The following is a 22,864-nucleotide window of genomic DNA, read 5'->3' as shown; positions in this document are numbered from 1 at the left end:
CGCACGGTAGTTCCCTCCGCGGGCCGGGCCTAGGGTCGGGGGAGTCGAAACAGTCGGTGCCCCTGCCCCTGCGGTGTGTCGTCGCGCATGTGAAGGGCCACATACGCGGAGTGAGTAATCGGTGCCGGTCTGGGCTCGGGTGGTACTCGTCGCCGGGGCTTGACGTTCAGCGGCCCGTGAACAGCCGGATGCGGGGTGAGGCAGTGCCGGGTCGTCACGTCGAGCTCACCGAGCAGGCCCAGGGACGCGTCGACCAGTTCCCAGAGGCCGCCGTCCATCCGAGAGAGCGCGGGAGCGCGGACTCGGGTCGAGTGCGGCATGGGAGTGTCCCATAGTGGGCCGCCATGGGACACAAGGCGGCCGATGGGACACGCGGATGGGCGCCGGACGGGCCGTTCACCTCGGCCGTCGCCCTTGCTCGCTGGCGTGAAGGAGTTGCCGTCGACGCAGCCGTCACTACCGTCCGAGAGCGTGACTCCCCGTCTGGCCTCGGCCGCCTGCGTCCTCGCGATGGCATAGGCGTTCTGGTGTTCTTCTGGCTGGCCATCCCTGCACTGCAGGACGGTGGGACCTCGGTCGGCGTCGTGGTCGCCGTCTGCGCTGGGCTCGCTGTCGTCCTCGGGGCGACCGGACTGGTGGTTGTCTCGAGGACACGCAGCCGCCGTCCCTGATCGGGCCACGGTCGGCTCGGTCCCGGCGGCCGTCGGCTCGCACCGGGTGGTCGGGCGGCAAGGGGCGGCGGGGCTCCCGGACACCTGCACCGCCCCTTCGGTCGCGCAGGCTCACACGGACCGCGACCGTGGGTGACGCCATCCGCTGGCCTGGTCTTGGCACTTGCTCTGTCACGCACCAGGGCTGACCGTGGCCCCAGTGGGAAGACACCAGTGCCGCGCTCTCGATGTCGAGTTCCAGGCCTCGCTCCGAGCAATGCCGGGCAGCATCGTCCAGGTGGAGCCCAAGCAAGTCGGGTGCCAGTGGGTCCTCCATGACGAGCGCATGGTCCATCACCGATAGGCCATTCCGACAGGGGGACGGTATCCCCGAGTGGGCCGCTCGAGGAAAGCGGCGCTGGCCGTCTCACCCATGACGACCCTGTCGCGACACGAGCCGCGTCCAGTAGTGCCTGCCGGGCGACGTCCGCCTCCTCTAGACCTTGAACTGCGACACCAGTCGGGACAGCTCGGCGGTCACCTCGGCCACCCCGTCGGCGGCCGACCGCGCCTGCAGGGCGTCCTGCTCGGTCTCGGTGCTCACCGCCGACACGGTGACGACAGCGTCGGCGATCGACCCGGTGCCCTGTGCCGCCTCCGTGACCCCGCGCGACATCTCGCTGGTCGTCGCGGTCTGCTCCTCGACGGCGCTGGCGATGGTCGTCTGGTAGTCGCTGATCCGCGTGACGACCTCATCGATGCGAGCGATCGCGGCCACGGCGCTGTCGGTGTCGCCCTGGATCGCCTGGATCCGGCGGGTGATGTCCTCGGTGGCCTTCGCCGTCTCCTGGGCCAGGTCCTTCACCTCGGTGGCCACCACGGCGAAGCCCTTGCCTGCCTCGCCGGCGCGGGCGGCCTCGATGGTCGCGTTGAGGGCCAGCAGGTTGGTCTGCTCGGCGATGCCCGTGATCACCCGCACCACCTCGCCGATGGCCCGGGACGAGTCGCCGAGCTTGGCCACGGTCTGCTTGGTCGACTGGGCCACGCTCACCGCCTCGCCGGCGATCCGGGCCGCCTCGGAGGCGTTCGAGGCGATCTCGCGGATGCTCACGCCCATCTCCTCGGCCCCGGCCGCGACGGTCTGCACGTTGCGCGAGAGCTGCTCGGCGACGGCCGACACCTGCTGCGCCTGCGCGCTGGTCTGCTCGACCGACCCCGCGAGCCGTCCGGAGACGCCGGACATGCCGGCCGAGAGCTCCACCAGCGACCCCGATGCCCGGCCGATGCCGGTCACCGTCTCGGCCACCTTGGCGACGAAGCGGTTGAACGCTGCGCCGAGCCGGCCGATCTCGTCCGTGCGGGTCTCGTCGACCCGGGCGGTCAGGTCGCCGTCGCCGTCGGCGATCTCCGCGATCCGCGAGCGCAGCGCGTCCAGCGGCGCGACGACGCGGCGCGCGACGAGGAAGGTGGCGCCGGCGGCCAGCAGGAGGGTGACGAGCGCGCCGACGAGGATCGTCGTCCGGAGAGCGTGGGCGTCGGCGAGGATCGCGCTCTCCGGGATCTCGACGAGCACCGCCCAGTGCTGCCCCGCACCCACCTCGATGGGCGCGGCCACGTGGACGGTGCGGCCCTGGTCGCCGTCGAGGGTGCGCTGCACGGTCTCGCCGCTCTCCACGGCAGCCGCGGCGATCTGCGCGACCTGGCCCGCGGCGGCGGAACCGGCCTCGTCACCGGGGCGGTTGCTGCCGACCACCAGACCCTGCGACGACACCAGCATCGCGCGGCCGACGTCGTACGGGCGGATGGCGCTCACCTGCTCCTGGATCGTGGCCAGCGGCATGTCGACGCCGGCGACGCCGATCGCCCGGCCGCCGACGGTGACGGGGGTGGACAGCGAGGTGAGGAGGATCTGCTCGCCGGCCACCTCGTAGAGGTAGGGCTCGATCGCCACCGAACGGCCGGTGTCCCGAGGGAGCAGGTAGTAGTCGCCCGCGCCTGGAGTCTCGTAGTCGACGAGGGCGGTCACTGCGATGGCGTCGCCGTCGCGGTACCAGTAGGGGACGTAGCGGCCGCTCGCGTCCGTGCCTGCCCTACCGGCGAAGGTCGTGTCGGACCCGTCGAACGCCTGCGGTTCGAACGCCGTCCAGACCCCGACCAGTGCGGGGTCGGCGGCGAGCAGTCGCGCCTGCAGGGCGTCGGCGTAGGCGCGGTCGCCCCGCCGGCCCTCGGTCTGGGCGGCCAGCGCCTGTGCCAGGGACTCGGCGGTGCTGCGTTGCCGACCGAGGTCGGCTTCGACATGGCGCGCCTGCTCGACCGCCACTGCCGTGGCGTTGCGCAGACCGTCTCGCTGTGCCTGGCCGGTGGCCAGGGTGGCGATCACGGCCACCAGCCCCCCGAGGGCGACGGTGAGGACGGTGACGATGCTGACCACGAGGCGGGTCTTGACGCTCACAGGACGCTCCAAGCGGTCACGTGACGACGGAAGCTGTGCACCGTCTTATCGGCCGCTCGGCTGTGAGGTTGATCGCAGCCGACACGGAGTGGTCGTCGATCTCGGTGCCGGCACGTCCGCGGGCGACCACCGACCGCGCCGCCCGCCCCTACGGCCCCCGAGGGGCGCCCGGCGCACCCGCCGCTCAGTCGGTCCGGGCGACCCCGTCCCCGACCGTGGCCGGGCTGCGCAGCAGCTCCGTCCGCGTCGCCACGTCGCTCAACCGCCGGGCTCCCGCGGGACCGGTCGGCTCAGTGGCTGCGCACCACCGGATGGCCCTCGGCGAGGGCGAGCAGCTGCCGGGCCACGTCCTCTCGGGCCGTCCGTTCTGCCGGTGTCGCTCGACCTCGGCCGACCGGCTGCCCAGGTCGAGCGCGTCCTCAGCCAGGCCGGCGCCGCAGCACGGCGTGATGGCGCGGCGGACGGTCGCCGCCGGCGGGTCAGTCGTCGACGAGGACGACCTCGTACTGGTCGGCGGTGGGTGGGAGACCGGTGTCGAACTTCGCGTTCACGACAGCGAGCTGACCGTCGTGCCGGATGGCAGTCGTCGGGACCTGGAAGAGGTCGCTCGTGATGACCTCCCGGATCGACCCGGCCGTCAGGTCCCTGCTCAGCCGCACCTCGGTCACCTGGTTGCTGTTCTGCACCGCCCAGAGCCGCTTGCCGTGCACCACGATGCCGTCGACGTCCGGCACGCTGACCCCGCTGATCCGAGCACTGTCGCCCGTCGTCGGGTCCACCGTGTACAGGGCGCCGTTGGCCGAGTGGGCGACGATGAGCGTGCCGCCGTGCCGGACGGCGGCGATGCCGTTCAGGTTGAAGACACCGCTCGTGTCGGCCGCCGGTCCCCGCAGCGTCAGGGTGCGGAACTCGCCCGGTCGACCGTGGCGGTCGATCGGCACGAGGTAGAGGACGCCCCGGAGGCTGTCGGTGAACCACGCGCCTGCCCGAGTGAGGGTGACGTCGTTGACCACCGTGGTCGGGTCGGCGTCCGGTGGGGACGGCGGGGCGAACTGGTAGGTGGCGACGGTGGCCCCGGTCTCGAGGTCGTACACGTACGCCTGTCCGCTGAAGCCCCCCGCCACGTAGAGCAGGTCGTGTCGGGTGTCGGCGAACATGCCGACGGCTCCTCGCCCCTCCGGCGCATCGATGAAGCGCTCAGCGGTCCCCTCTCCCAGGTCGCCCCGGAAGATGTCACCGCCGAACAGGTCGCCCGCGTAGAAGGTGTCGCCCTCGCCCGCGGCGATGCCCTCCGCCGAGGTGGCGCCGGGGAGGACGATGACCTCCGGCGACGCCGCCGCGGCGGACGGGGTGCCCGTGACCGTCAGGCCGACCAGGCTGGTGAGCAGCACCACCGCTCGGAGGTGGGTGGTGGTTCCGCGCGTGGTCGTGGGCATCGCTGCCTCCGGTGGGCGCTGTCGCACTCGAGGTCGGATGGACGGTCGTCGGCTCCTCGCCCGGTCAACTGTGACCTGCCGGGGTTCCGGCGGTGAAGGGCCTTGTGTCCCGTCATCGTGTCCCGTCATCGTGTCCCGTCATCGAGTCCCGTCGTCCCGGGACGAGCACGGCGCCGGCCCGCGTCCCGGTGGCCCGACGCCGACACGCGCCCTGAGGGCCGGTTCCCTCCCGGGTCGGCGTCCCACGCCTCGTGGCGGGTCTCTTGACTTCCCGATCACGGCTCTGGAGTCTCGGCCGTGTGGCTACCAGGACCGAGGTCGTACTGGTCGACGACCTGGATGGTGAGACGCCGGCCGGCACGACCGTGGAGTTCGCGCTCGACGGCACCGAGTACGGGATCGACCTGAGCGAGGAGAACGCCGCAGCGATGCGTGCTGCGTTCTCCCGCTACGTGCAGGCTGCCCGGACGGTCTCGTCGAGCGCAGGTCGTCGTCGTGCCGAGGAGCCGGCGAAGGCCGCCTACTCCGGGTACGACCCGGCTGCGGTGCGCGCCTGGGCTGCCGGACAGGGCATCACGGTCTCCCCGCGTGGCCGGATCAGGGCCGACGTCGTCGAGCAGTACCGCGCCGCCGGCAACTGACACCACCGCCCCACCGCGGCGTCCAGCCGAGGACGGCGGCAGCGGGGCCATCCAGACCCGGGCCGCACGCCCTCGTGCCGCACAGGCGTCACTCGGTGCAGTAGCCCGCCTGGGCCAGTCCGTCCAGGATCATGGGGAGGGCCTCCGGGGTGTTCTGCCCGGTGGCGTCGTGCAGCAGCACGACGCTGCCCGGCCGCACGCGCTGCAGCACGCGGTCTCGGATCGTCGTCGCCGGCGGGTCCGCCCAGTCACGCGGGTCCACCGTCCACAGCACCATCGAGCTCAGGCCGACGTCCTGGGCCGCCGCCTCGACGAGGGCGTTCGTGGCCCCGTACGGCGGGCGCCACTCGGTCGGGGCGTTCTCCGTCGCCTCCCGGATGACGTCGGTGGTGCGCTGCAGCTGCGACTGGACCTGCGCCCGGGTGAGCGTGGTGAGGTCCGGGTGGCTCCAGGAGTGGTTGCCGATCCGGTGGCCCTCCGCGATGGCGCGGCGGAGGAGAGCGGGGCGGGCGGCAGCCATCGACCCGGTGACGTAGAACGTCGCCTTCGCTCCCCAGGCCGCGAGCGTGTCGAGGACGGCGGAGGTGGCGGTCGGCGCGGGACCGTCGTCGAAGGTGAGCCGGACGTAGCCGGCTGCGCACGGATGCGCTGCCTTCGCCTGCGCGGGCGTGACGAGCAACGTCAGCAGGAGCGCGCCGACGCACAGCACGATGCAGCGTTTCATGCCGGAACGGTGGCATGTGCGCTTCCGGAACTCACACAACCCCTAATCAATTCTGCCTCTCACGCCGACAGGCCGATGATCCGGTACTTTCTGTTGCCGGTCAGGGTCGGTCCGTCGTCGCTGCAGGGACGGGATGACCGAATGCGCGGGACCTCGGCGGGGAGCTCCCCCTGCGAGAGGTCCTGCAGGATTCGGCGCAGAGCCCGACTCGTCTTCTCCCGTTGCAGGTGCACTTCTGTTGCGCCTCTCCGTATCGCAACGGGTCTTCTCTCCTGCTCGGCCGATCGCACGATCCGGGTGACGTCCGGGGAACGACCCGGCCCGCGACTCAGGGACCTGCAGGACCACCGGCGTGGCCTCGCTGACCGAAGAGGCAGGTGAGAGCTCTGGTGGGCCGGCGGTACGGCCGTACGTGACGCGGAGTGGCTTCGCGAGGAGGTCGCCCGTCCACGACGGACGGTGAGGGGAAGGGCGGGGGGACCACTCCCTGCCACTTTCAACGTATAGCGCACCAGGGGGCTTGCGGCAAGGCCCCGGTCGCGTCGCAGAATCGCCGGGCCGAGGCCAGGACCTGCGGAAACGGAAGTGCGCGCACCGGTGTGCACGAGCGACTTCCCCCGTCTCGGGAAAGCAGGGCCCAGCCGCGCTCGGAGCGCCGGGAACGCAAACCGGAGACACGAATCCCACCTCGGAGCTGATGACGTGAGTCCCCTGACCACCAGTGCGTTCGACCTCCCCGACCACCTCACCGCCAAGGCCGACACGACGCTGATCGCCGCCGACGAGCAGCACTTCGCGGCCGTCGCGGAGAGCCTCGAGCAGTCGATCGCCGACCTGTCCGACCGCCTCGATGCCGAGCGGAGGGCGCCCGGCGGCACCGGCCAGGCGGCGCTGGACCGGGACCTGGAGGTCCACCGGCTGACCGCACGCCTGCGCGCCCTGCGTCGCTTCGGCCTGGACCTGTGCCTCGGACGGATCGTCAGCGCGGACGACCCGGAGCCCGTGTACGTCGGACGACTCGGCCTCACGGACAGCTCCGGTCGTCGGCTGCTCGTCGACTGGCGCTCGCCCGCGGCCGAGCCGTTCTTCGGCGCGACCCACGGCAACCCGATGGGTCTGGCGAGCCGCCGCAGGTACCGGTGGACCCGCGGCCGGATCACCGACTACTGGGACGAGGTCTTCACCCAAGACGGCTTCGAGGGGCACGCCGCTCTCGACGACCAGTCCGCCTTCATCGCCAGCCTGGGCAGCAACCGGTCGGCCCGGATGCGTGACGTCCTCGGCACCATCCAGGCCGACCAGGACGCCGTCATCCGCGCCGGGTCCAGCGGCGCGCTCGTCGTCGACGGCGGTCCGGGTACGGGGAAGACCGTCGTCGCCCTGCACCGCACCGCCTACCTCCTCTACTCCGACCCCCGCCTCGGTCACCGCCGGGGCGGCGTGCTGTTCGTCGGTCCGCACCAGCCCTACCTGGCCTACGTCGCCGACGTCCTCCCGAGCCTCGGGGAGGAGGGCGTGCAGATCTGCACCCTGCGGGACCTCGTCGACGAGGGAGCCGCCGCGCGGCCCGAGGCCGACCCGGACGTCGCCCTGCTGAAGTCGTCCGCGGACCTGGTGACGGCGATCGACACGGCCGTTCACTTCTACGAGGAGCCGCCCACGAGAGGCATGACGGTCGAGACCGACTCCTCCGACATCTGGCTGAGCGCCGACGACTGGGCCGAGGCCTTCGAGGCGCCGGATCCCGGGACCCCGCACAACGAGGCACGCGACCAGGTCTGGGAGGCGCTGCTCACGATCCTGGTGGACGGCCACGACGGCGACGAACCGGCTGACCTGGTCCGGAAGTCCCTGCAGCAGAACCGGGAGCTGCTCACGGCCTTCAGCAGGGCGTGGCCCCTGCTCGACGCGGCCGACGTGGTCGGGGACCTGTGGTCGGTGCCCGCATACCTGCGGAAGTGCGCTCCCTGGCTCAGCCCCGACGACGTCCGCACGCTGCAGCGCGAGGACCCCCGGGCCTGGACGGTGTCCGACCTGCCGTTCCTGGACGCGGCACGGCAGCGGCTCGGCGACCCCGAGACGTCCCGTCGCAAGCGCCGGCACGACGCCGTCGTCGCCGCCGAACGGGAGCGCATGGCCGACGTCATCGACAGGCTGGTCGAGGCCGACGACTCCGAGCTGCTGCTGATGACGAGCCTGCGCCACCAGGACCTCCGGGACGCCCTGGTGGACGAGGCCGCGCTGCCCACCGCCGACCCGGACCTGCTCGCCGGCCCGTTCGCGCACGTCGTCGTGGACGAGGCGCAGGAGCTCACCGACGCGGAGTGGCAGATGCTGCTGCTCCGCTGCCCGTCCGGGAGCTTCACCATCGTCGGGGACCGGGCCCAGGCCCGGCACGGGTTCACCGAGTCCTGGCAGGACCGGCTCGAGCGGATCGGGCTGAACCGGGTCCGCCTGGCCTCGCTGAGCATCAACTACCGGACGCCGCAGGAGGTCATGGTGGAGGCGGAGCCGGTCATCCGGGCTGCCCTCCCGGACGCCAACGTGCCGACCTCCATCCGCAGCAGCGGTGTCCCCGTCGAGCACCGAGCCGCCTCGGAACTGGGCTCGATCCTCGACAGCTGGCTCGCCGAGCACGCCGAGGGGATCGCCTGCGTCATCGGCGACCCCACGTTCCGGCCGACGTCCCGCGTCCGGTCGCTGACGCCGGAGCTGACGAAGGGGCTCGAGTTCGACCTGGTCGTCCTCGTCGATCCCGAGGCGTTCGGCACGGGCATCGAGGGAGCGGTCGACCGCTACGTCGCGATGACGCGGGCGACCCATCGACTCGTCGTCCTCACGAGCTCCTGACGTTGACATCGACCACCGTGGTGGACGCCGATGAGGAGCTGTCTGTGCGAGAGGCTGGTCCGGCGTGGTCGACACCGAGGAGCGTCAACCGCGGTCCCTCGGCGGTGGGCTCGCGACGGGGCGGGCCGTGGCGGTCCTGGCGGTCATCGCGTTCCTGGCGGTCATCGCGTTCCTGTCGGTGTCGGTGTACGTCCTGTTCGTCCTCGTGCCGTATCTCGTCAACGACCTGGACGAGCTGCCTCTCGCCGAGGTGGCCAGCGGCCGCCACGACCCCGAGGACATGTGGCCGGCGACCATCCCCTGCATCGCCGCGTGCGTGGGGCATCGCCACGGGGCACGCGGTGGTCGCGGTCCTGTGCGTCACCGGCCTGTGGTGGTTCTGCAGCCCGACCACCCAGTACCTCCTCGTCTCGCGGTTGGACCAGGAGGCGCGCGTCCTCGGCCCTGGTGCCGAGGCCGGATGCGACAGCCGCTGCGGAACTGATCAGCGCCCGGACTCGCCGGGCCGGTCCAGTTCGCGGCCGGCGGCTGCCAGGACGGCCTCGCGGACGCGGTCGAGGGTGGTGGAGCGCAGCCGCCACTGCTGCCAGTACAGGACGACGTCCACCGCGTCGGCCGGGTCGAGGGCGACCAGCGCCGCCCTCACTGCTCGCGCCTGGAGGTCGGGCACCATGCCCCAGCCCAGGCCGAGGGCGACGGCGGCGACGTAGTCCGCCGCGGCGGGCACGTAGTGCACCGGTGGGGCGACGTCGGAACCGGCCTGCGCGTGCACGTATCGGTGCTGCAGGTCGTCCTTGCGGTCGAAGACGACGACCGGGGCCCGGGCGAGCGCCTCGGGTGTGGGGCCGGTGGGGAACCACCGCCGCGCGAAGCCGGGGGTCGCCATCGGCCGGTAGCGCATGCTGCCCAGGCGGGTGGAGGTGCAGCCCGGCACCGGCTCGGCGTCCGCGGTCACTGCCGCCATGACCGTGCCGGCGCGCAGCAGGGCGCTCGTGTGCTCCTGGTCCTCGCGGTACAGGTCTAAGCAGACGTCGCCGGCCAGCGGTGCCAGCGCGGGCAGCACCCAGGTGGCCATCGAGTCGGCGTTGACCGCGATCGGCAGCGTGGGCGTGCCCTCGGGCGAGGGGTCGCCGCCGAGCTCGCGGGCGACGTCGGCAGTGAGCACGTCGACCTGCCGGGCCAGGCGCAGCACCGCCTGGCCGGACTCGGTGACCTGCACCGGCTTGGTCCGCACCAGCAGGATCCGGCCGGTCGCGACCTCCAGCGCGCGCAACCGTTGGCTGATCGCCGACGGGGTGACGTGCAGCGTCCGTGCGGCGGCCTCCAGCGTGCCGCCGCGGACGGTGGCGTCCAGCGCCCGCAACTGGGCCAGGTCGAGCTCCATGAACAGTCAGGCTAACGATGCATCAGAATGATGAGCTGGACCGCACGTCGACGGCTTCCTAACGTCGGTGGCGTGCTGACCACCCCCGCGCTGCTCGCCGTCGTGTCCGGGTTGGCGCTGGGCCTCGGGCTGATCGTCGCCATCGGCGCCCAGAACGCCTTCGTCCTGCGGCAGGGACTCCGCCTCGAGCACGTGGCCGCGGTCGTGGCGGTGTGCGCCCTCTCCGACCTCGCGCTGATCATCGCCGGGGTGCTGGGCGCCGGTGCGGCACTGTCGCGGGTGCCGTGGCTCGTCCCGGTGGTGTGCTTCGCCGGGGCGGCGTTCCTGCTCTGCTACGGGGCGCTGGCCGCACGGCGGGCGCTGCGTCCCGGCTCGCTGTTGCCGGACGCCGGCGGCGTCCGCGCCGGTCTCGCGGCCACCGTCGGCACCTGCCTGGCGCTGACCTGGCTCAACCCGCACGTGTACCTGGACACGGTGGTGCTGCTGGGCTCCATGGCCTCCACCTACGGCGAGCACCGGTGGCAGTTCGCCGCGGGCGCGGGCCTGGGCAGCACAGTCTGGTTCGCCGGCCTCGGCTACGGCGCCCGCCTGCTTCGGCCGGTGTTCGCCCGCCCGGCGGCCTGGCGGGTGCTCGACGGTGTCATCGCCGTCGTCATGACAGCCCTCGCCGTCTCCCTGGCTGTCCGCGGCGTCAGCGGGACCTGAGTCCCGCAAGGGGTGCGGCGACGATGCCGAGGTCCGATGCCTCCCGGCGGGCGGTACAGGGCCGGAGGTCCGGTGACTCCGGGGCCCGGTCGGTTGCGGTCGCGATCTCGGCCGGGACCCGCCGCGGGTGCGCTCGCCCGGGGGCCCATGTCGGACGAGACCGGGACGTTCGCCCGGGACGTGGTCAGCCGGTGAGCCGTCGGTCGCTCGGACCGCCCGGTCATCGGGGCCGGCGGCTCACCCGCCGGCCCCGCCGGGGTCAGCCGGTGAGCCGCTCCCGCGGCTGCGGTCGCCTCAGCCGTTGGTCCACGCGATCGAGATGTCGTCCTTCACCCACTCGTCGCGGCAGCCGTCGGCGTCGGCATCGGCGCACCAGACGACGTACTGGGTGCCCGCCGTGCTGGTGTTGTTCATCCGGGCGTGGAACTCGAGGTCACCCGCCGCGCCGGTCATCTGGTAGCTGGACTGGAAGCACAGGTCCATCCGGCCGTCGCGGTTGGTGTCGCTGAGCCGGGAGTACTCGGGTCCCGCGCCGTCGGGGTCGGGGCAGGCGCTGATGAAGCCGACGCCGGAGCTCTGGAAGGAGGCGGGCCCGTTCACCTTCTGGCCCTGCCGGTCGAGGAAGCAGGCGTCGTTGTGCACGTTGCGGTTCGCGGTGCCGGGGTCGCTGAGCCGCTGCTGGTCGCGCTGGTCCGGGTCGGCGCAGGAGGACCCGCGGTTGACGTCGGGGTTCTCCGTGGCCGCCCCGGTGTCGCGGTTGATGTAGGAGGCGGCGCGGACGCCGTCGCGTCCGTCGCCGCGGTCGTAGCTGGCGCCGTAGCTGGCGCCGTAGCTCCCCCCGCTGCTGGTGTACCCGTCGTCGCCGCCGTGGGCGAGTGCGAGCGGGGTGCCCAGGCCCATGGCGGCGATGCTCAGGGTGGCGATTGCTCCGGTGCGGAAGGCCAGTCGCATGACGAGCTCCTTTGATGTCGGCCGAACGGCCGGACCCGGCTCTGCGAGTCACACGGGTATACGGGGCGCCGGTGTGATGCGTTGAACACCCCGGCTGGTTCTTCGCGACCGCCGCGAGAGCCCACACGTCCACGGCGACCTCGGCGGCTCCACGCGCCCGGCACGGCCGGCCGGTGGTCCTGCTGCTACCGGGCGCCGTCGCCGCTCAGCGGAACCGGGCGCCGGTGATCCGGGCCCGGAAGAACTCACCCTGGGGCTGGCGGTCGGTGCCCCACCACCAGCCGGCGCGCAGCACCGAGCCGATGGTCACGCCGTCGAAGGTCTCCTCGGCCCCGATGGCGACGCCGAAGGGATGGCGCCCGAAGGGGACGCCGTCGGGGTTGCCCCAGCGCTGCACGACGACCTCGAGCAGCCGCCCGTCGGGGCCCACCCGGAACTCGGCGCTCTCCTCCTCGTCGCCGATGCGCCAGGTCACCACCGTGCGGTCCTGGTCGGCTCCGGGGGCCCAGGTGGCCGCACGGAAGGTGGTCGGCGCCAGCGCCATCTCGCCGGCCAGGCGCCCCGCGGCACTGCGCGTGACGTCGGACCCCGAGGCGGCCATGACGGGGACGAGGCCGCCGAGCCGCCAGTCCATCTGCCCGGAACCGGAGCTGTACCGGTCGAAGCCGGCCACCGGCAGGCCGAGGAGGCGGGTGTTCGCGGCCCAGATGAACCCGCGGGGCGGAGCGAGGACCTGGCGGGCGGTGAAGGGCCGCCAGGCTCCCAGGCGGATCTCCCCCCGCATGGTCAGGACCACCGATCCCCACAGCGGCGTCCCCGGCGCGATGGCGTGCACCAGCCAGCGGCGCGCCGGCTCCGGCAGGCCGGCGACCATCGCGGGGTCGAACGCCTCCGCCGGCTCACCGCCGCCGGCCAGCAGGTCCCAGTCCCGGCGGACGCGGCGAGCCGCCCTCGGCACCGGGGGAGTGCTCACCCGTCCCTCCCGGCGCCCGTCACCCCCCGGACGCTACCGGCGACGTAGGACCTCCCCGGTGGGCTCTGCGGCAACGGTCCCGTCGTTCGCGGCCCTGGCGGGGATCGCGCTGCTCGGCGGGACCGCGATCGCCCGCCGCGCCATCCCGCCGCGGGGGCCGCCCGGCGGGGAGGCACCCCGGGGGGTCACAACCCGTTCGACCAGCGGCTCCGGGTCGGTGACACTGCGGCGTGCTCGTCACCCTGTCCACCACGCACGTGCCCGCCACCGACCTCGGCTTCCTGCTGCACAAGAACCCCGCGCGGGCGCAGCAGGTGGAGGTCTCGACCGGCACGGCGCACGTCTTCTACCCGGAGGCGACCGACCAGCGGTGCACGGTGGCGCTGCTGCTCGAGGTGGACCCGGTCGGGCTGGTGCGCACCGCCCGCGCCGGCGCGACCGAGGGCGCGGCGCTCGCGCAGTACGTCAACGACCGCCCTTACGCCGCGTCCAGCCTGCTGGCCGTCGCGCTCGGCAAGGCCTTCGCCAGCGCCCGCCGCGGCGTCAGCAAGGAGCGGCCGGAGCTGGTCGACGTCGCCCTGCCGCTGGAGGTGCGCGTCCCCGCGCTGTCCTGCCGTGGCGGCGCCGAGATGGCGCACCGCTTCTTCGCCCCACTCGGCTGGACGGTCGAGGCGACGCCGGTGCCGCTCGACGAGGCCTTCCCCGAGTGGGGCGAGTCCCGCTACGTCGACCTGCGGCTGACCGGGGACCTGCGCCTCGCCGACGCGCTCAACCACCTCTACGTCGCCCTGCCCGTGCTCGACGACGCCAAGCACCACTGGATCGGCACCGACGAGGTCGACAAGCTGCTGCGCGCGGGCAGCGGCTGGCTGGCGACCCACCAGGACCGGGAGCTGATCACCCGCCGCTACCTCAAGCACCGCACCGCGCTCACCCGCCGGGCCCTCGAGCGGCTGGCCGAGGTCGACGACGCCGAGCCCGACACCCTGGACGACGCCACCGCTCCGCCCCTCGCTGCCGCCGGCGGGCCGGCCACCGAGGACGAGGCCGCCGACCGACCGGTGCCCCTCGCGCTGCAGCGGCACGGCGCGGTGCTCGCTGTCCTCCGCTCGGCGGGCGCGCAGCGGGTGATCGACCTCGGCTGCGGCGCCGGTGCGCTGCTGCCCGCGCTGCTGGCCGAGCCGGCGTTCACCGAGGTGCTCGGGGTCGACGTCAGCGCCCGGGCGCTGGAGGTGGCCGCGCGCCGGCTGAAGCTGGACCGCATGCCCGAGCGGCAGCGCGCGCGGGTCCGGCTGCTGCAGAGCGGCCTGACCTACACCGACACGCGCCTGCGGGGCTACGACGCGGCGGTGCTCATGGAGGTCGTCGAGCACCTCGACCTCGACCGGCTCCCGGCGCTCGAGCACGCGGTGTTCGGTGCCGCGGCGCCGGCGACCGTCGTCGTCACCACGCCGAACGTCGAGTACAACGTGCGCTTCGAGGGGCTGGCCGCCGGCGCGTTCCGGCACCGCGACCACCGGTTCGAGTGGACCCGGTCGGAGTTCGCCACCTGGGCGGCGGCCGTGGGGGAGCGGTACGGGTACGCCGTCCGGCTGCTCGGCGTGGGCGACGCGGACCCCGAGGTCGGCCCGCCGTCGCAGATGGCCGTGTTCACCCGCGGTGCCGCGGAGGTGGCGGCATGACCGGCGAGGTGCGTCCCGTCGTCGTCCCCGACCTGTCGCTGGTCGTGCTGATCGGGGTGAGCGGCTCGGGCAAGAGCACCTTCGCGCGCCGGCACTTCGCGCCGACCCAGGTGCTCTCCAGCGACTCCTGCCGCGGCCTGGTGGCCGACGACGAGGACGACCAGTCGGCGACCCCGGCCGCCTTCGCACTGCTGCACCACATCGCCGGGATCCGGCTGCGCGCCGGGCGGCTGACGGTCGTCGACGCCACCAACGTCAAGGCCGAGGACCGCGCGTCGCTGGTGCGGCTGGCGCGAGAGCACGACGTGCTGCCGGTGGCGATCGTCCTCGACGTCCCGGAGAGCGTGTGCCTGGCGCGCAACGCGGAGCGGCCCGACCGCGACCTGCCGCCCGGCGTCGTCCGGCGGCAGCGCGCCGACCTGCGGCGCGGGCTGCGCGGGCTGGGCCGCGAGGGCTTCCGCAAGGTGCACGTCCTCGGCCCGGACGACGTCGAGCGCGCCGTCGTCACCTACGAGAAGCAGTACAACGACCGGCGCAAGGACACCGGACCCTTCGACGTCGTCGGCGACGTGCACGGCTGCCGCGAGGAGCTCGAGGAGCTGCTGGGCGAGCTCGGCTACGAGCTGCGCTGCGACGAGCAGGGCCGCGCGGTCGACGCCGTCCACCCCGAGGGGCGGCGCGCGGTCCTCGTCGGCGACCTCGTCGACCGCGGGCCGGACTCACCCGGCGTGCTGCGCCTGGTCATGGGGATGGTCGCCGCGGGCCACGCGCTGTGCGTCCCCGGCAACCACGAGAACAAGCTGGTCCGCGCCCTGCGCGGCCGCGACGTCCGGGTCACGCACGGCCTGGAGCGCACGCTCGCCCAGCTCGAGGCCGAGGACGAGGACTTCCGGCGCGAGGTCGAGGCGTTCTGCTCCGGCCTGGTCAGCCACTACGTGCTCGACGGCGGAGCGCTGGTCGTCGCGCACGCCGGGCTCAAGGAGTCGCTGCAGGGCCGGTCCAGCGCGCGCGTGCGCAGCTTCGCGCTCTACGGCGACACCACCGGGGAGACCGACGAGTTCGGCCTGCCGGTGCGCCACCCCTGGGCCAGGGAGTACCGCGGCCGGGCGACGGTGCTCTACGGGCACACGCCGGTGCCGACGCCGGAGTGGGTGAACGACACGCTCTGCCTGGACACCGGCTGCGTGTTCGGCGGCCGGCTGACCGCGCTGCGCTACCCGGAGCGGGAGCTGGTCAGCGTGGCGGCGCGGCAGACGTACTACGAGCCGGCCCGCCCGTTCCTGCCCGCGGACGACGCGGCCCGGCCGGCCGAGGCGGCGCGGGCGGACGGCGTCCTGGACGTCGAGGACGTGCTCGGCAAGCGCGTCGTCGAGACCCGGCTGGCCGGGCGGGTGACCGTGCGGGAGGAGAACGCCGCGGCGGCGATCGAGGTGATGAGCCGCTTCGCCGTCGCACCGGAGCAGCTGCTGTACCTGCCGCCGACGATGAGCCCCTCGGCCACGTCGACCCGGCCGGGCCTGCTCGAGCACCCGGCGGAGGCGTTCGCGTACTACCGCGGCGAGGGCGTGGCCGAGGTCGTCTGCCAGGAGAAGCACATGGGCTCCCGGGCGGTCGCGCTGGTCCGCAGCGACGGCTCGGGGGTGCTGCACACCCGCACCGGCCGGTCCTTCCTCGCCGGCGACCTCACCGCCGCGTTCGCGGCCCGGCTCGCGGCCGCGGCCGGGACGGCGGGGCTGTTCGACGAGTGCGGCTCCGACTGGCTGCTGCTCGACGCCGAGCTGCTGCCCTGGTCGGCCAAGGCCGGCGACCTGATCCGCACCCGGTACGCGGCCGTCGGCGCCGCCGCGCGGACGGCGCTGCCCGCGGCCGTCGGGGCGCTGGAGGCCGCCGCGGCGCGCGGTCTGGACGTGGGGGACCTGCTCGACCGGCAGCGGCGGCGCACCGCGGACGCCGAGTCGTTCACCGGCGTCTACCGGCGCTACTGCTGGCCGACCGACGGGCTCTCCGACATCTCGTTCGCGCCGTTCCAGCTGCTCGCCACCGCGGGGACGACGTACGCCGACCGGCCGCACGCCTGGCACCTGTCCCTCGCCGACCGGCTGGCCGAGGCCGATCCCGGGCTGGTCCGCGCGACCCGCTCGCTGGCCGTCGACGTCACCGACCCGGCGAGCGAGGCCGCGGCGACGTCGTGGTGGGAGGAGCTCACCGCGGCCGGCGGCGAGGGGGTGGTCGTCAAGCCGGCGGCCAACCTCACCCGCGGTAGGGAGGGGTACGTGCAGCCCGGGCTCAAGGTCCGCGGTCGCGAGTACCTGCGGCTGGTCTACGGGCCGGACTACACCGAGCCCCAGCACCTCGACCGGCTGCGCGAGCGCTCCCTCGGGCGCAAGCGCGGGCTCGCGCTGCGGGAGTACGCGCTCGGGCTGGAGGCGCTGGAGCGGGCGGCCCGCGCCGAGCCGCTGTGGCGGGTGCACGAGTGCGTCTTCGCCGTCCTCGCGCTGGAGTCCGAACCGGTCGACCCGCGGCTGTGACCCGCCGCCCTCCGGCCCGCGCGCGCGGGCCGGAGGGCGGCGGCGTCCCACCGGTGGTCAGGAGCCCCCGGTGGAGAGCGCGCCGAGGTAGTCGCCGAAGGTGATCACGCCGCCCTCCTGTTGCGCCCGGCCGCGGTCCGGGGGCGGGAGCACGTCCTGCAGCGCGTCGATCCGCTTCCACGCCGGGTAGGGGGCCGCTCCTGCCGAGTCCGGCACGTACGGCGAGTCGCCGACCCGGACGTGCCGGTGGACGTAGCGGCCGCAGTTGTGGAACACCTTCTCGACGGCGGCGCGCACGACGAGGCGGGCGCCGGGCCACTCAGCGAGCAGGTCGTCGTCGGCCGAGACCCGCGCCGTCGCCTGGACCCGGACGCGGTTGGGCGTCTCCAGGTCGATGAAGAGCATGCCGATCCTGGCGGAGTCGCTGATGTTGCCCATCGACAGGAACATGCCGTCGCCGTCGTAGTCGGGGAACGCCAGCGTGCGCGGGTCGACGACCCGGACCAGACCGGGAGCGCCGCCCTTGTAGGACACGGTCGGCATGCCGGTCGAGTCCACGGTGGCCAGGAAGAAGAAGTCCCGGGAGGCGATGAAGCCGCCGTGGAACCCGTCGACGTGGTCGGCGACGACGGCCTGCTCGACCCGGTCGGCCAGCGCGACGCTGTCGAAGTGCTCCTGCCAGGCGCGCTGGGAGGGCGTGTAGGAGTCCACGGCTCAAGCTCCCGCACGGACGGGCGGCCCGCCGGGTGCGGCCGCTGGGCCGCGCCTCACGGGGTGCCCAGGTCGGTGACGAGGAGCCGGAGATCCTCGCCGGGTGGGGCCTGGCGCGGCCCGACCGGTGGCGCGGCACCTCGTCGGCCACACCGCGGGTCCCCCGATGGTGGTCAGCCCCTCGCGCCCGGACGCGCCGCGACCGCAGGATCGGCCGACATCGGCTGCGGCCGGGGAGGGACGGTCCTGGTGGACGAGCACTCGCCGAAGCCGGCGAACCGGTACGAGAAGGCAGCCGAGCAGGACCGGCGGCAGCAGCGGGAGGCTGCGCAGGAGATCCTCGCCGAGCCGCTCGGCTCGTTCACGGTCAAGCAGCTCGCGTGGGGAGCCCTCGGGTTCGCGCTGGGACTGGTGCTCGCGAACCTGACCTGGGCGGTCGTCAACCTCGTCGTGTTCACCGCCGCGGGGTTCGTCGGCCGGGCCTACCTCCGGCACCGGTACGGCCGCGAGGAGCCGCGCCGGGACGCCTGAGCGCAAGGGGGCAGGGCGGTCGCGCCGGGATGCCGCCCGGCGTGCCCCACGACGCGGAGACGGCCGAGCGGGTGCGTCGTCGGCCGGCCGGCCGGGACGACGTCGTCGAGAAGCGGATGGTCGGCGAACTGTCGGGCTTCGTCCCCGTCCAGCCCGCCTCCGCGGCCGCGCTCTCGACCTGGCCGGACCGGGCGCTCGACGCGGTCCCGCGCCTGGCGCAGCGGTCAGCCGGGGGTGCCGTCGGCGAAGGTGATCGCGCCCCGCATGGCCTGCCCGCGGGTGACCGCGCGGTCGACCTCCTCGACCACCAGGTCGACCAGCCAGCGCACCGTCCCGGTCCGGGCGAGCAGCTCCTCGGCCGGCCACTCGCGGGGCGTGCCGAGCAGGCCCAGGGTGCCGGCGATCGCGGCGAGGGCGGCGTCCGGGGGTGTCCACCCGCGGTCCGGTGCCTCGAGCGCCCGCTCGTCCGCCGCCGTCCGCTCGGCCCGGTGGTCGTCGTAGCGCCGTCCGGGCCACCGCCGGCGGAGACCCCACGAGCCGCGGCGCAGGTGCTCGGCGGCCAGGTCCTCCTGGTCCACCTCGCCGTGGCGCAGCAGCTCGGTGAGTGACGGGGCCCAGCCGGTGAGGAGACGGTCGGCCGGCGCGAAGCCGGTGGGTGCGTCGTCGACCTCGACGGCGTCGTCGGTGTCGCTGACCCGCCCACGCAGGCCCAGGTCGACCAGCAGCGCCCCGCGCACCGCCAGGGCGGTCACCAGGTCGTCGGTCAGCCGGCCGCGGTCCAGCGCCAGGCAGGCCAGGCGCATCGACACCGAGTCGTCCCAGTCGTCGTCCACACCCGGATGGTGCCCGGAGAGCCCGGCGGGCGGCAGTCCCCGGTGACGGGCTGGTGACGGCAGGAGCGATCGAGGCGAAGGTGGGGCCGTCCGCGCCTACGCTCGTCCCACCGTGGGACGACGGCGTCCCCGGAAGCGTCCTCGGGGGAGGCGGTCGACCATGTCCCAGGTGCCCGAGGGACTGCCGGTCCTCGGTCGAGGCAGGCACCGCAGCCCGGCGCGCGGAGCCTGCTTCCTCGAGTACACGGCCCTGCTGGCCGGTGAGCCGTTCAGCGACGCGCCGGCGTGCGTCGACGGCGAGCTCGCCGCCGTCCTGCGGCACGCCAACGACCGGCTGTCCAAGGCCGACCGCCAGCGCCTCGTGCCCCTCCTGGGGCGCGCCATCGGCCTCGTGGTGCCCGAGCCGCTCGCGGCCCGCCCCCGGGGACGGACCGGGCGGGCGGCGCTGCACTGGGACGTGCGTGCGGTCCCCGGGTACGCCGCGGCCGTGGGCGCCCTCCGCCAGACGGTCGCGCGCCGGTTCAGCACCGCCCTCGGCGTGGACGTCCCGGCGCGGGAGTGGCGCTGGTACGACTCCGGCAGGGACCTCGACCGGCTCTTCTGGTCGCTGATGCTCGAGCCGACGCCGCTGCGCACGTCGGGCGACTGGGTGGACCGGCTGGTGGGCCGGCTCGTGCTCCTCCACGAGTGCTACGAGCAGGCGATGGACCAGCTCGGCCTCGCACGCGCGACCTCCGACAGCGGCCTCGTCCGGTCCTGACCCGCACACCCGCAGGACGTGCCGGGGCGCGACCGGGCGGCCGTGCCAGGATGGACGGGTCGGCGCCGGACCCCATCCGGGGACACCCGCCTGCCCCGGACACGTGAGTCGGCCTCCTCCCGGCGCCGGCCCGGCAGCCCGCTGCCGGCATGCCGGCAGCGGGCTGCCGTCCGCGCGAGAAGGCGCATGACCCTCCCGCCCCGACCTCCCCGGCCGTCGTCACCGTGGCCGGGCTCCCGGTGCCGTGGACCCGCTCCCGCCCGCCGGTGCCCCTCCCGCGCTGCGCTGGCGGGTGCGCCTCGTCGACGAGCCGCCGGCGACCGGCGACGACGTCCTGGACCTCGGCACGGTCCCGCGGACGCCGGTCCTGGCCTGGACCGGGGGAGCGCTGCGGCAGGTGGACGGCCCGGTGGTGCGGCCGGTGCTCCTCACCGAGCTGGCCCCGCAGGTCTCCGCCGCCGACCTCCGGCCCCGCCGGTGGGCCGTCGCGCCGGTGCGGGTCGGGCCGGCCGCCGACCTCGTCGCCGACGGCAGCGCCCTGTGCGTCCACGCCGTCGAGGGCGGCGCGCTCGTCCGCACGGTCGAGGCGCTGACCTCCCGGCACGCCGCGGACCGGGCCGGGACGCTGCCCGACGCCGCGGCCGCCCATGAGCGGCTGGCCCGCGCCGCGGAGGCCATGGCCGCCGCCAGCGGACGGCTCACCGGCGAGGACGACGGCCTGCTGGACGACGGCCTGCTGCACGTCGGCTACGGCCGCGCGACGGCGGGACGGCGCTGACGCCGGCGTACCGCGGCGCCGACGGCGCGGCGCTGCACCACGACGTCCTCGGCGCGGACGCGGGCGCGCGGTACGGCCTGGTCGTGCCGCACCTGCGAGGAGCCGATCAGAGTCGATCGAGGTCGACGGCGACCTCGACCACGACGGCGTCGCCGTCGTCCTTGCCGCCGCGGATCCGCGCCGGCACCGGGAGCAGCCAGCCGGCTTCCCGGTCGCGCCACACGCTGGTCGCCCACGTGCGCCCGTCCACGGTCGCGGTCACCGGGACCCGGCCGAAGGGACCGGCGGTCTCCGGGGCGTGCCCGTCGGGCACCGGCGCGAATACCCAGCCGCCCGGACCGGGCCAGCGGACGAGCGTCGCGTCGAAGGGCACGCGCGCAGGATGCCTCGGGGGGACGACGATCCGGCCACGGGCCGTGCGCACACCTGCGGACCGTGGCGGTGCTCAGACCGCGGCGAGGGCCGTGAGCACCTCCCGCGGGCGCGTCCACGGCAGCGCACCGCCCTCGCCGTCGAGCACGGTGAGCCGCGCGCCGGGGATGCGCCGCCCCAGCGCGTGACCGCGGTCGGGCGAGTGGACGGTGCTGGTGTCGTCGGCGCCGTACCAGAGGTGCACCGGCGTGCGGATGTCCTCCGGCCGCACCGGCCAGGGCCCCAGCGCGACCCGCAGGTCGCGGGCGTAGCCGGCCGCTCCCTGGCGGAAGCCGTCCTCGAGGGCGGTGCGGACGGCGGCACCGAGGGGCGTCGTCCCGTACAGCGAGCGGTCCCGCGGCGCGGCCGTGGCCGCGATGACCTGCCACAGCCAGGCGGCGTCGGCCCGCTCGGCGACCTCCCGCTCGAAGCCGTCGGGGTCGGCGTCGACCGCGTCGAGCATGCCGGCCACCTCGGGCACCAGCAGGTGCCGCTGGGCGCGCAGGTCGTCCTGCCCGGCCACCAGCGCCACGGCGTCCAGCAGCCCGGCGCCGGCCAGCGCCACGGCGAACGGCGCCCCCTGGGAGAAGCCGACGGCGAGCACGCGCCGCAGCCCCTCCGCCCGCACGAGGTGCCCGACGTCACCGGCCCAGCTGGTGTACGTCTTCGCCGGGTCGTGGGTGGACCGGCCCAGCCCCGGCCGGTCCACCGCGAGCAGCCGCAGTCCGAGCCCGGGCAGGACGTCGACGCCGAACCCGAGGACGCCGCTCATCCCGGCGCCCGGGCAGAACAGCACCGGCCGGCCGTCCGGCGGGCCCCACTCCGACCAGGCGAGGTCGCGGCCGTCGGGCAGCCGGATCGCGTGCGCGGTCGGTTGTCCCGGTGCCGGCGAGTCGGTGTCCACGTGTCCTCCCTGCCGGTCGTCGGGGTCCTCGTCAACCTCGCACCGCCGGCCCGCGCGGGGCAACGGCCCCGGCGGTCCCGCCGACCGGCGTACGGACGGCGGGATCCCGGCTCCGGTCGCGGGGAGTGGGGCGCCTGCGCCGGCCGTGACGACCGGGACGACGCGGCGACCGGAGCCGCGTCGGCGGACGGGACCGGCCCGGGCGCTGTGCCACCGTACTGGCCGTGCCCGCCCGCAGCTCCCGGACCGCCCCGTGACCGGCCTGGTGCTGGTCGCCGCGGCGGTGCTCGGCGCGGGCGTGGGGGCGCTGGTCGACCGGGCCGCGGCGCGCTTCCCGTGGCCCCGGCCGGCGACCGTCGGCGGCGTCCTCGGCGGCGGCGGGGGAGCGGCGCCCCGCGGTGTCCTCGAGGTGGCGACGGCGGCCCTCTTCGTGCTCGCCGCGCTCCGCTTCGGCCCCACCGCCGAGCTGCCGGCCTGGCTGTGGTCCGCGGCCGCCGGCGTCCTGCTCGGCGTCATCGACCTGCGCGAGCGGCTGCTGCCGAACCGGGTCCTGCTGCCCGCCACCGCGGGTGCGGTCGGACTGCTCGCCGCCGCCGCCGCGGGACTCGGCGCCTGGCCGGACCTCCTGCGGGCCGCTGCCGGCGCGGTCGTCCTCTTCTCCGTCCTCCTGGTCCTGGCACTGCTCGCGCCCGGCCGGCTCGGCATGGGCGACGTCAAGCTGGGGGCCCTGCTGGGGCTCCACCTCGGCTGGCTGGGCTGGCCGGCCCTGCTGCTCGGGGTGCTCGCCGGGTTCGTCGTGCAGGCGGCGGCGGCACTGGCGCTGCTCGCGCTGCGACGGGTGGGCCTGCGCAGTGACCTGCCCTTCGGCCCGGCCCTGCTGGTCGGGACGGCGCTCGCCGCCGGGTGGCCCGCGCTCCTCGGCTGAGCCCCGGAACCGGTCACCGCGGGTGACCGCAGCGG

The 22,864-nt window shown here is 74.8% G+C and carries 20 protein-coding genes; 10 read left to right on the top strand and 10 right to left on the bottom strand.

Annotated elements, in window-relative coordinates:
* Positions 1 to 1,146: 1,146 nt before the first annotated feature.
* Positions 1,147 to 3,102: a methyl-accepting chemotaxis protein gene (locus ABQ292_RS05165; RefSeq protein WP_369203925.1), complete on the bottom strand. Its 1,956-nt coding sequence runs from the start codon at positions 3,100 to 3,102 to the stop codon at positions 1,147 to 1,149.
* Positions 3,103 to 3,581: 479 nt separating this feature from the next.
* Entirely contained in the window at positions 3,582 to 4,538 is a 957-nt protein-coding gene (locus tag ABQ292_RS05160) for an SMP-30/gluconolactonase/LRE family protein (RefSeq protein WP_369203923.1), read from the bottom strand.
* A gap of 299 nt (positions 4,539 to 4,837) precedes the next feature.
* Between ABQ292_RS05160 and ABQ292_RS05155 the strand changes: the two genes are divergently transcribed.
* Positions 4,838 to 5,179, top strand: a complete 342-nt coding sequence (locus tag ABQ292_RS05155; RefSeq protein WP_369203921.1) for a histone-like nucleoid-structuring protein Lsr2 — start codon at positions 4,838 to 4,840, stop codon at positions 5,177 to 5,179.
* Positions 5,180 to 5,267: 88 nt separating this feature from the next.
* Here the strand turns inward: ABQ292_RS05155 and ABQ292_RS05150 are convergent, their stop codons facing one another.
* Positions 5,268 to 5,903 carry a polysaccharide deacetylase family protein gene (locus ABQ292_RS05150; protein WP_369203919.1) on the bottom strand — a complete coding sequence of 212 codons (636 nt, stop codon included), beginning with the start codon at positions 5,901 to 5,903 and terminating at the stop codon, positions 5,268 to 5,270.
* A gap of 702 nt (positions 5,904 to 6,605) precedes the next feature.
* Between ABQ292_RS05150 and helR the strand changes: the two genes are divergently transcribed.
* The gene (gene helR, locus ABQ292_RS05145) at positions 6,606 to 8,753 is read left to right on the top strand and encodes an RNA polymerase recycling motor ATPase HelR (RefSeq protein ID WP_369203916.1); all 2,148 of its coding nucleotides are present in this window, start codon (positions 6,606 to 6,608) and stop codon (positions 8,751 to 8,753) included.
* A gap of 64 nt (positions 8,754 to 8,817) precedes the next feature.
* A complete protein-coding gene (locus tag ABQ292_RS05140; protein ID WP_369203914.1) occupies positions 8,818 to 9,237 on the top strand; it encodes a hypothetical protein in 420 nt (139 codons plus the stop codon).
* On the opposite strand, the gene ABQ292_RS05135 is transcribed toward ABQ292_RS05140, so the two are convergent.
* Positions 9,238 to 10,137, bottom strand: coding sequence for a LysR family transcriptional regulator ArgP (locus ABQ292_RS05135; protein ID WP_369203912.1), 900 nt, complete (start codon positions 10,135 to 10,137; stop codon positions 9,238 to 9,240).
* A gap of 72 nt (positions 10,138 to 10,209) precedes the next feature.
* Between ABQ292_RS05135 and ABQ292_RS05130 the strand changes: the two genes are divergently transcribed.
* On the top strand, positions 10,210 to 10,842 hold the full coding sequence (locus ABQ292_RS05130) for a LysE/ArgO family amino acid transporter (RefSeq protein ID WP_369203910.1): 633 nt from the start codon (positions 10,210 to 10,212) through the stop codon (positions 10,840 to 10,842).
* 294 nt (positions 10,843 to 11,136) lie between these two features.
* Here ABQ292_RS05130 and ABQ292_RS05125 read toward each other — a convergent pair whose 3' ends face one another.
* Together ABQ292_RS05125 and ABQ292_RS05120 are read right to left on the bottom strand one after the other, a co-directional pair.
* Complete coding sequence (locus ABQ292_RS05125) at positions 11,137 to 11,793, bottom strand: hypothetical protein (RefSeq protein ID WP_369203908.1); 657 nt, start codon at positions 11,791 to 11,793, stop codon at positions 11,137 to 11,139.
* A 205-nt stretch (positions 11,794 to 11,998) separates the two neighbouring features.
* Positions 11,999 to 12,766, bottom strand: coding sequence for a DUF6544 family protein (locus ABQ292_RS05120; RefSeq protein WP_369203906.1), 768 nt, complete (start codon positions 12,764 to 12,766; stop codon positions 11,999 to 12,001).
* A 230-nt stretch (positions 12,767 to 12,996) separates the two neighbouring features.
* Here ABQ292_RS05120 and ABQ292_RS05115 point away from each other — a divergent pair, with 230 nt between their 5' ends.
* On the top strand, positions 12,997 to 14,448 hold the full coding sequence (locus tag ABQ292_RS05115) for a 3' terminal RNA ribose 2'-O-methyltransferase Hen1 (RefSeq protein WP_369203904.1): 1,452 nt from the start codon (positions 12,997 to 12,999) through the stop codon (positions 14,446 to 14,448).
* The gene (locus tag ABQ292_RS05110; protein WP_369203902.1) at positions 14,445 to 16,976 is read left to right on the top strand and encodes a polynucleotide kinase-phosphatase; all 2,532 of its coding nucleotides are present in this window, start codon (positions 14,445 to 14,447) and stop codon (positions 16,974 to 16,976) included. The genes ABQ292_RS05115 and ABQ292_RS05110 overlap by 4 nt, the downstream gene beginning before the upstream one ends.
* A gap of 57 nt (positions 16,977 to 17,033) precedes the next feature.
* On the opposite strand, the gene ABQ292_RS05105 is transcribed toward ABQ292_RS05110, so the two are convergent.
* Entirely contained in the window at positions 17,034 to 17,687 is a 654-nt protein-coding gene (locus tag ABQ292_RS05105; protein ID WP_369203900.1) for a pyridoxamine 5'-phosphate oxidase family protein, read from the bottom strand.
* Positions 17,688 to 17,936: 249 nt separating this feature from the next.
* Here ABQ292_RS05105 and ABQ292_RS05100 point away from each other — a divergent pair, with 249 nt between their 5' ends.
* Complete coding sequence (locus ABQ292_RS05100) at positions 17,937 to 18,218, top strand: hypothetical protein (RefSeq protein ID WP_369203898.1); 282 nt, start codon at positions 17,937 to 17,939, stop codon at positions 18,216 to 18,218.
* Between the two features lie 224 nt (positions 18,219 to 18,442).
* On the opposite strand, the gene ABQ292_RS05095 is transcribed toward ABQ292_RS05100, so the two are convergent.
* Complete coding sequence (locus ABQ292_RS05095) at positions 18,443 to 19,051, bottom strand: GOLPH3/VPS74 family protein (protein ID WP_369203896.1); 609 nt, start codon at positions 19,049 to 19,051, stop codon at positions 18,443 to 18,445.
* 169 nt (positions 19,052 to 19,220) lie between these two features.
* On the opposite strand from ABQ292_RS05095, the gene ABQ292_RS05090 reads away from it, so the two are divergent.
* Positions 19,221 to 19,811 carry a hypothetical protein gene (locus tag ABQ292_RS05090; RefSeq protein ID WP_369203894.1) on the top strand — a complete coding sequence of 197 codons (591 nt, stop codon included), beginning with the start codon at positions 19,221 to 19,223 and terminating at the stop codon, positions 19,809 to 19,811.
* 244 nt (positions 19,812 to 20,055) lie between these two features.
* Positions 20,056 to 20,589, top strand: coding sequence for a hypothetical protein (locus tag ABQ292_RS05085; RefSeq protein WP_369203892.1), 534 nt, complete (start codon positions 20,056 to 20,058; stop codon positions 20,587 to 20,589).
* 106 nt (positions 20,590 to 20,695) lie between these two features.
* Here the strand turns inward: ABQ292_RS05085 and ABQ292_RS05080 are convergent, their stop codons facing one another.
* Together ABQ292_RS05080 and ABQ292_RS05075 are read right to left on the bottom strand one after the other, a co-directional pair.
* Positions 20,696 to 20,962, bottom strand: coding sequence for a DUF1905 domain-containing protein (locus ABQ292_RS05080; protein ID WP_369203890.1), 267 nt, complete (start codon positions 20,960 to 20,962; stop codon positions 20,696 to 20,698).
* A gap of 72 nt (positions 20,963 to 21,034) precedes the next feature.
* Complete coding sequence (locus tag ABQ292_RS05075; protein WP_369203888.1) at positions 21,035 to 21,904, bottom strand: alpha/beta fold hydrolase; 870 nt, start codon at positions 21,902 to 21,904, stop codon at positions 21,035 to 21,037.
* A 253-nt stretch (positions 21,905 to 22,157) separates the two neighbouring features.
* Between ABQ292_RS05075 and ABQ292_RS05070 the strand changes: the two genes are divergently transcribed.
* The gene (locus ABQ292_RS05070) at positions 22,158 to 22,829 is read left to right on the top strand and encodes a prepilin peptidase (protein WP_369203886.1); all 672 of its coding nucleotides are present in this window, start codon (positions 22,158 to 22,160) and stop codon (positions 22,827 to 22,829) included.
* Positions 22,830 to 22,864: the final 35 nt, after the last annotated feature.

The sequence above is a fragment of the Geodermatophilus maliterrae genome (genome assembly GCF_041018925.1).
Classification (GTDB): Bacteria; Actinomycetota; Actinomycetes; order Mycobacteriales; family Geodermatophilaceae; genus Geodermatophilus; species Geodermatophilus maliterrae.
This window is presented reverse-complemented; position numbering and strand designations above follow the sequence as displayed.

Excerpts from the sequence above, each read along its gene's own strand:
- ABQ292_RS05150 (WP_369203919.1), bottom strand. The coding sequence starts at position 5,903 with ATGAAACGCTGCATCGTGCTGTGCGTCGGCGCGCTCCTGCTGACGTTG.
- ABQ292_RS05160 (WP_369203923.1), bottom strand. The coding sequence starts at position 4,538 with ATGCCCACGACCACGCGCGGAACCACCACCCACCTCCGAGCGGTGGTG.
- ABQ292_RS05110 (WP_369203902.1), top strand. The coding sequence starts at position 14,445 with ATGACCGGCGAGGTGCGTCCCGTCGTCGTCCCCGACCTGTCGCTGGTC.
- ABQ292_RS05125 (WP_369203908.1), bottom strand. The coding sequence starts at position 11,793 with ATGCGACTGGCCTTCCGCACCGGAGCAATCGCCACCCTGAGCATCGCC.
- ABQ292_RS05135 (WP_369203912.1), bottom strand. The coding sequence starts at position 10,137 with ATGGAGCTCGACCTGGCCCAGTTGCGGGCGCTGGACGCCACCGTCCGC.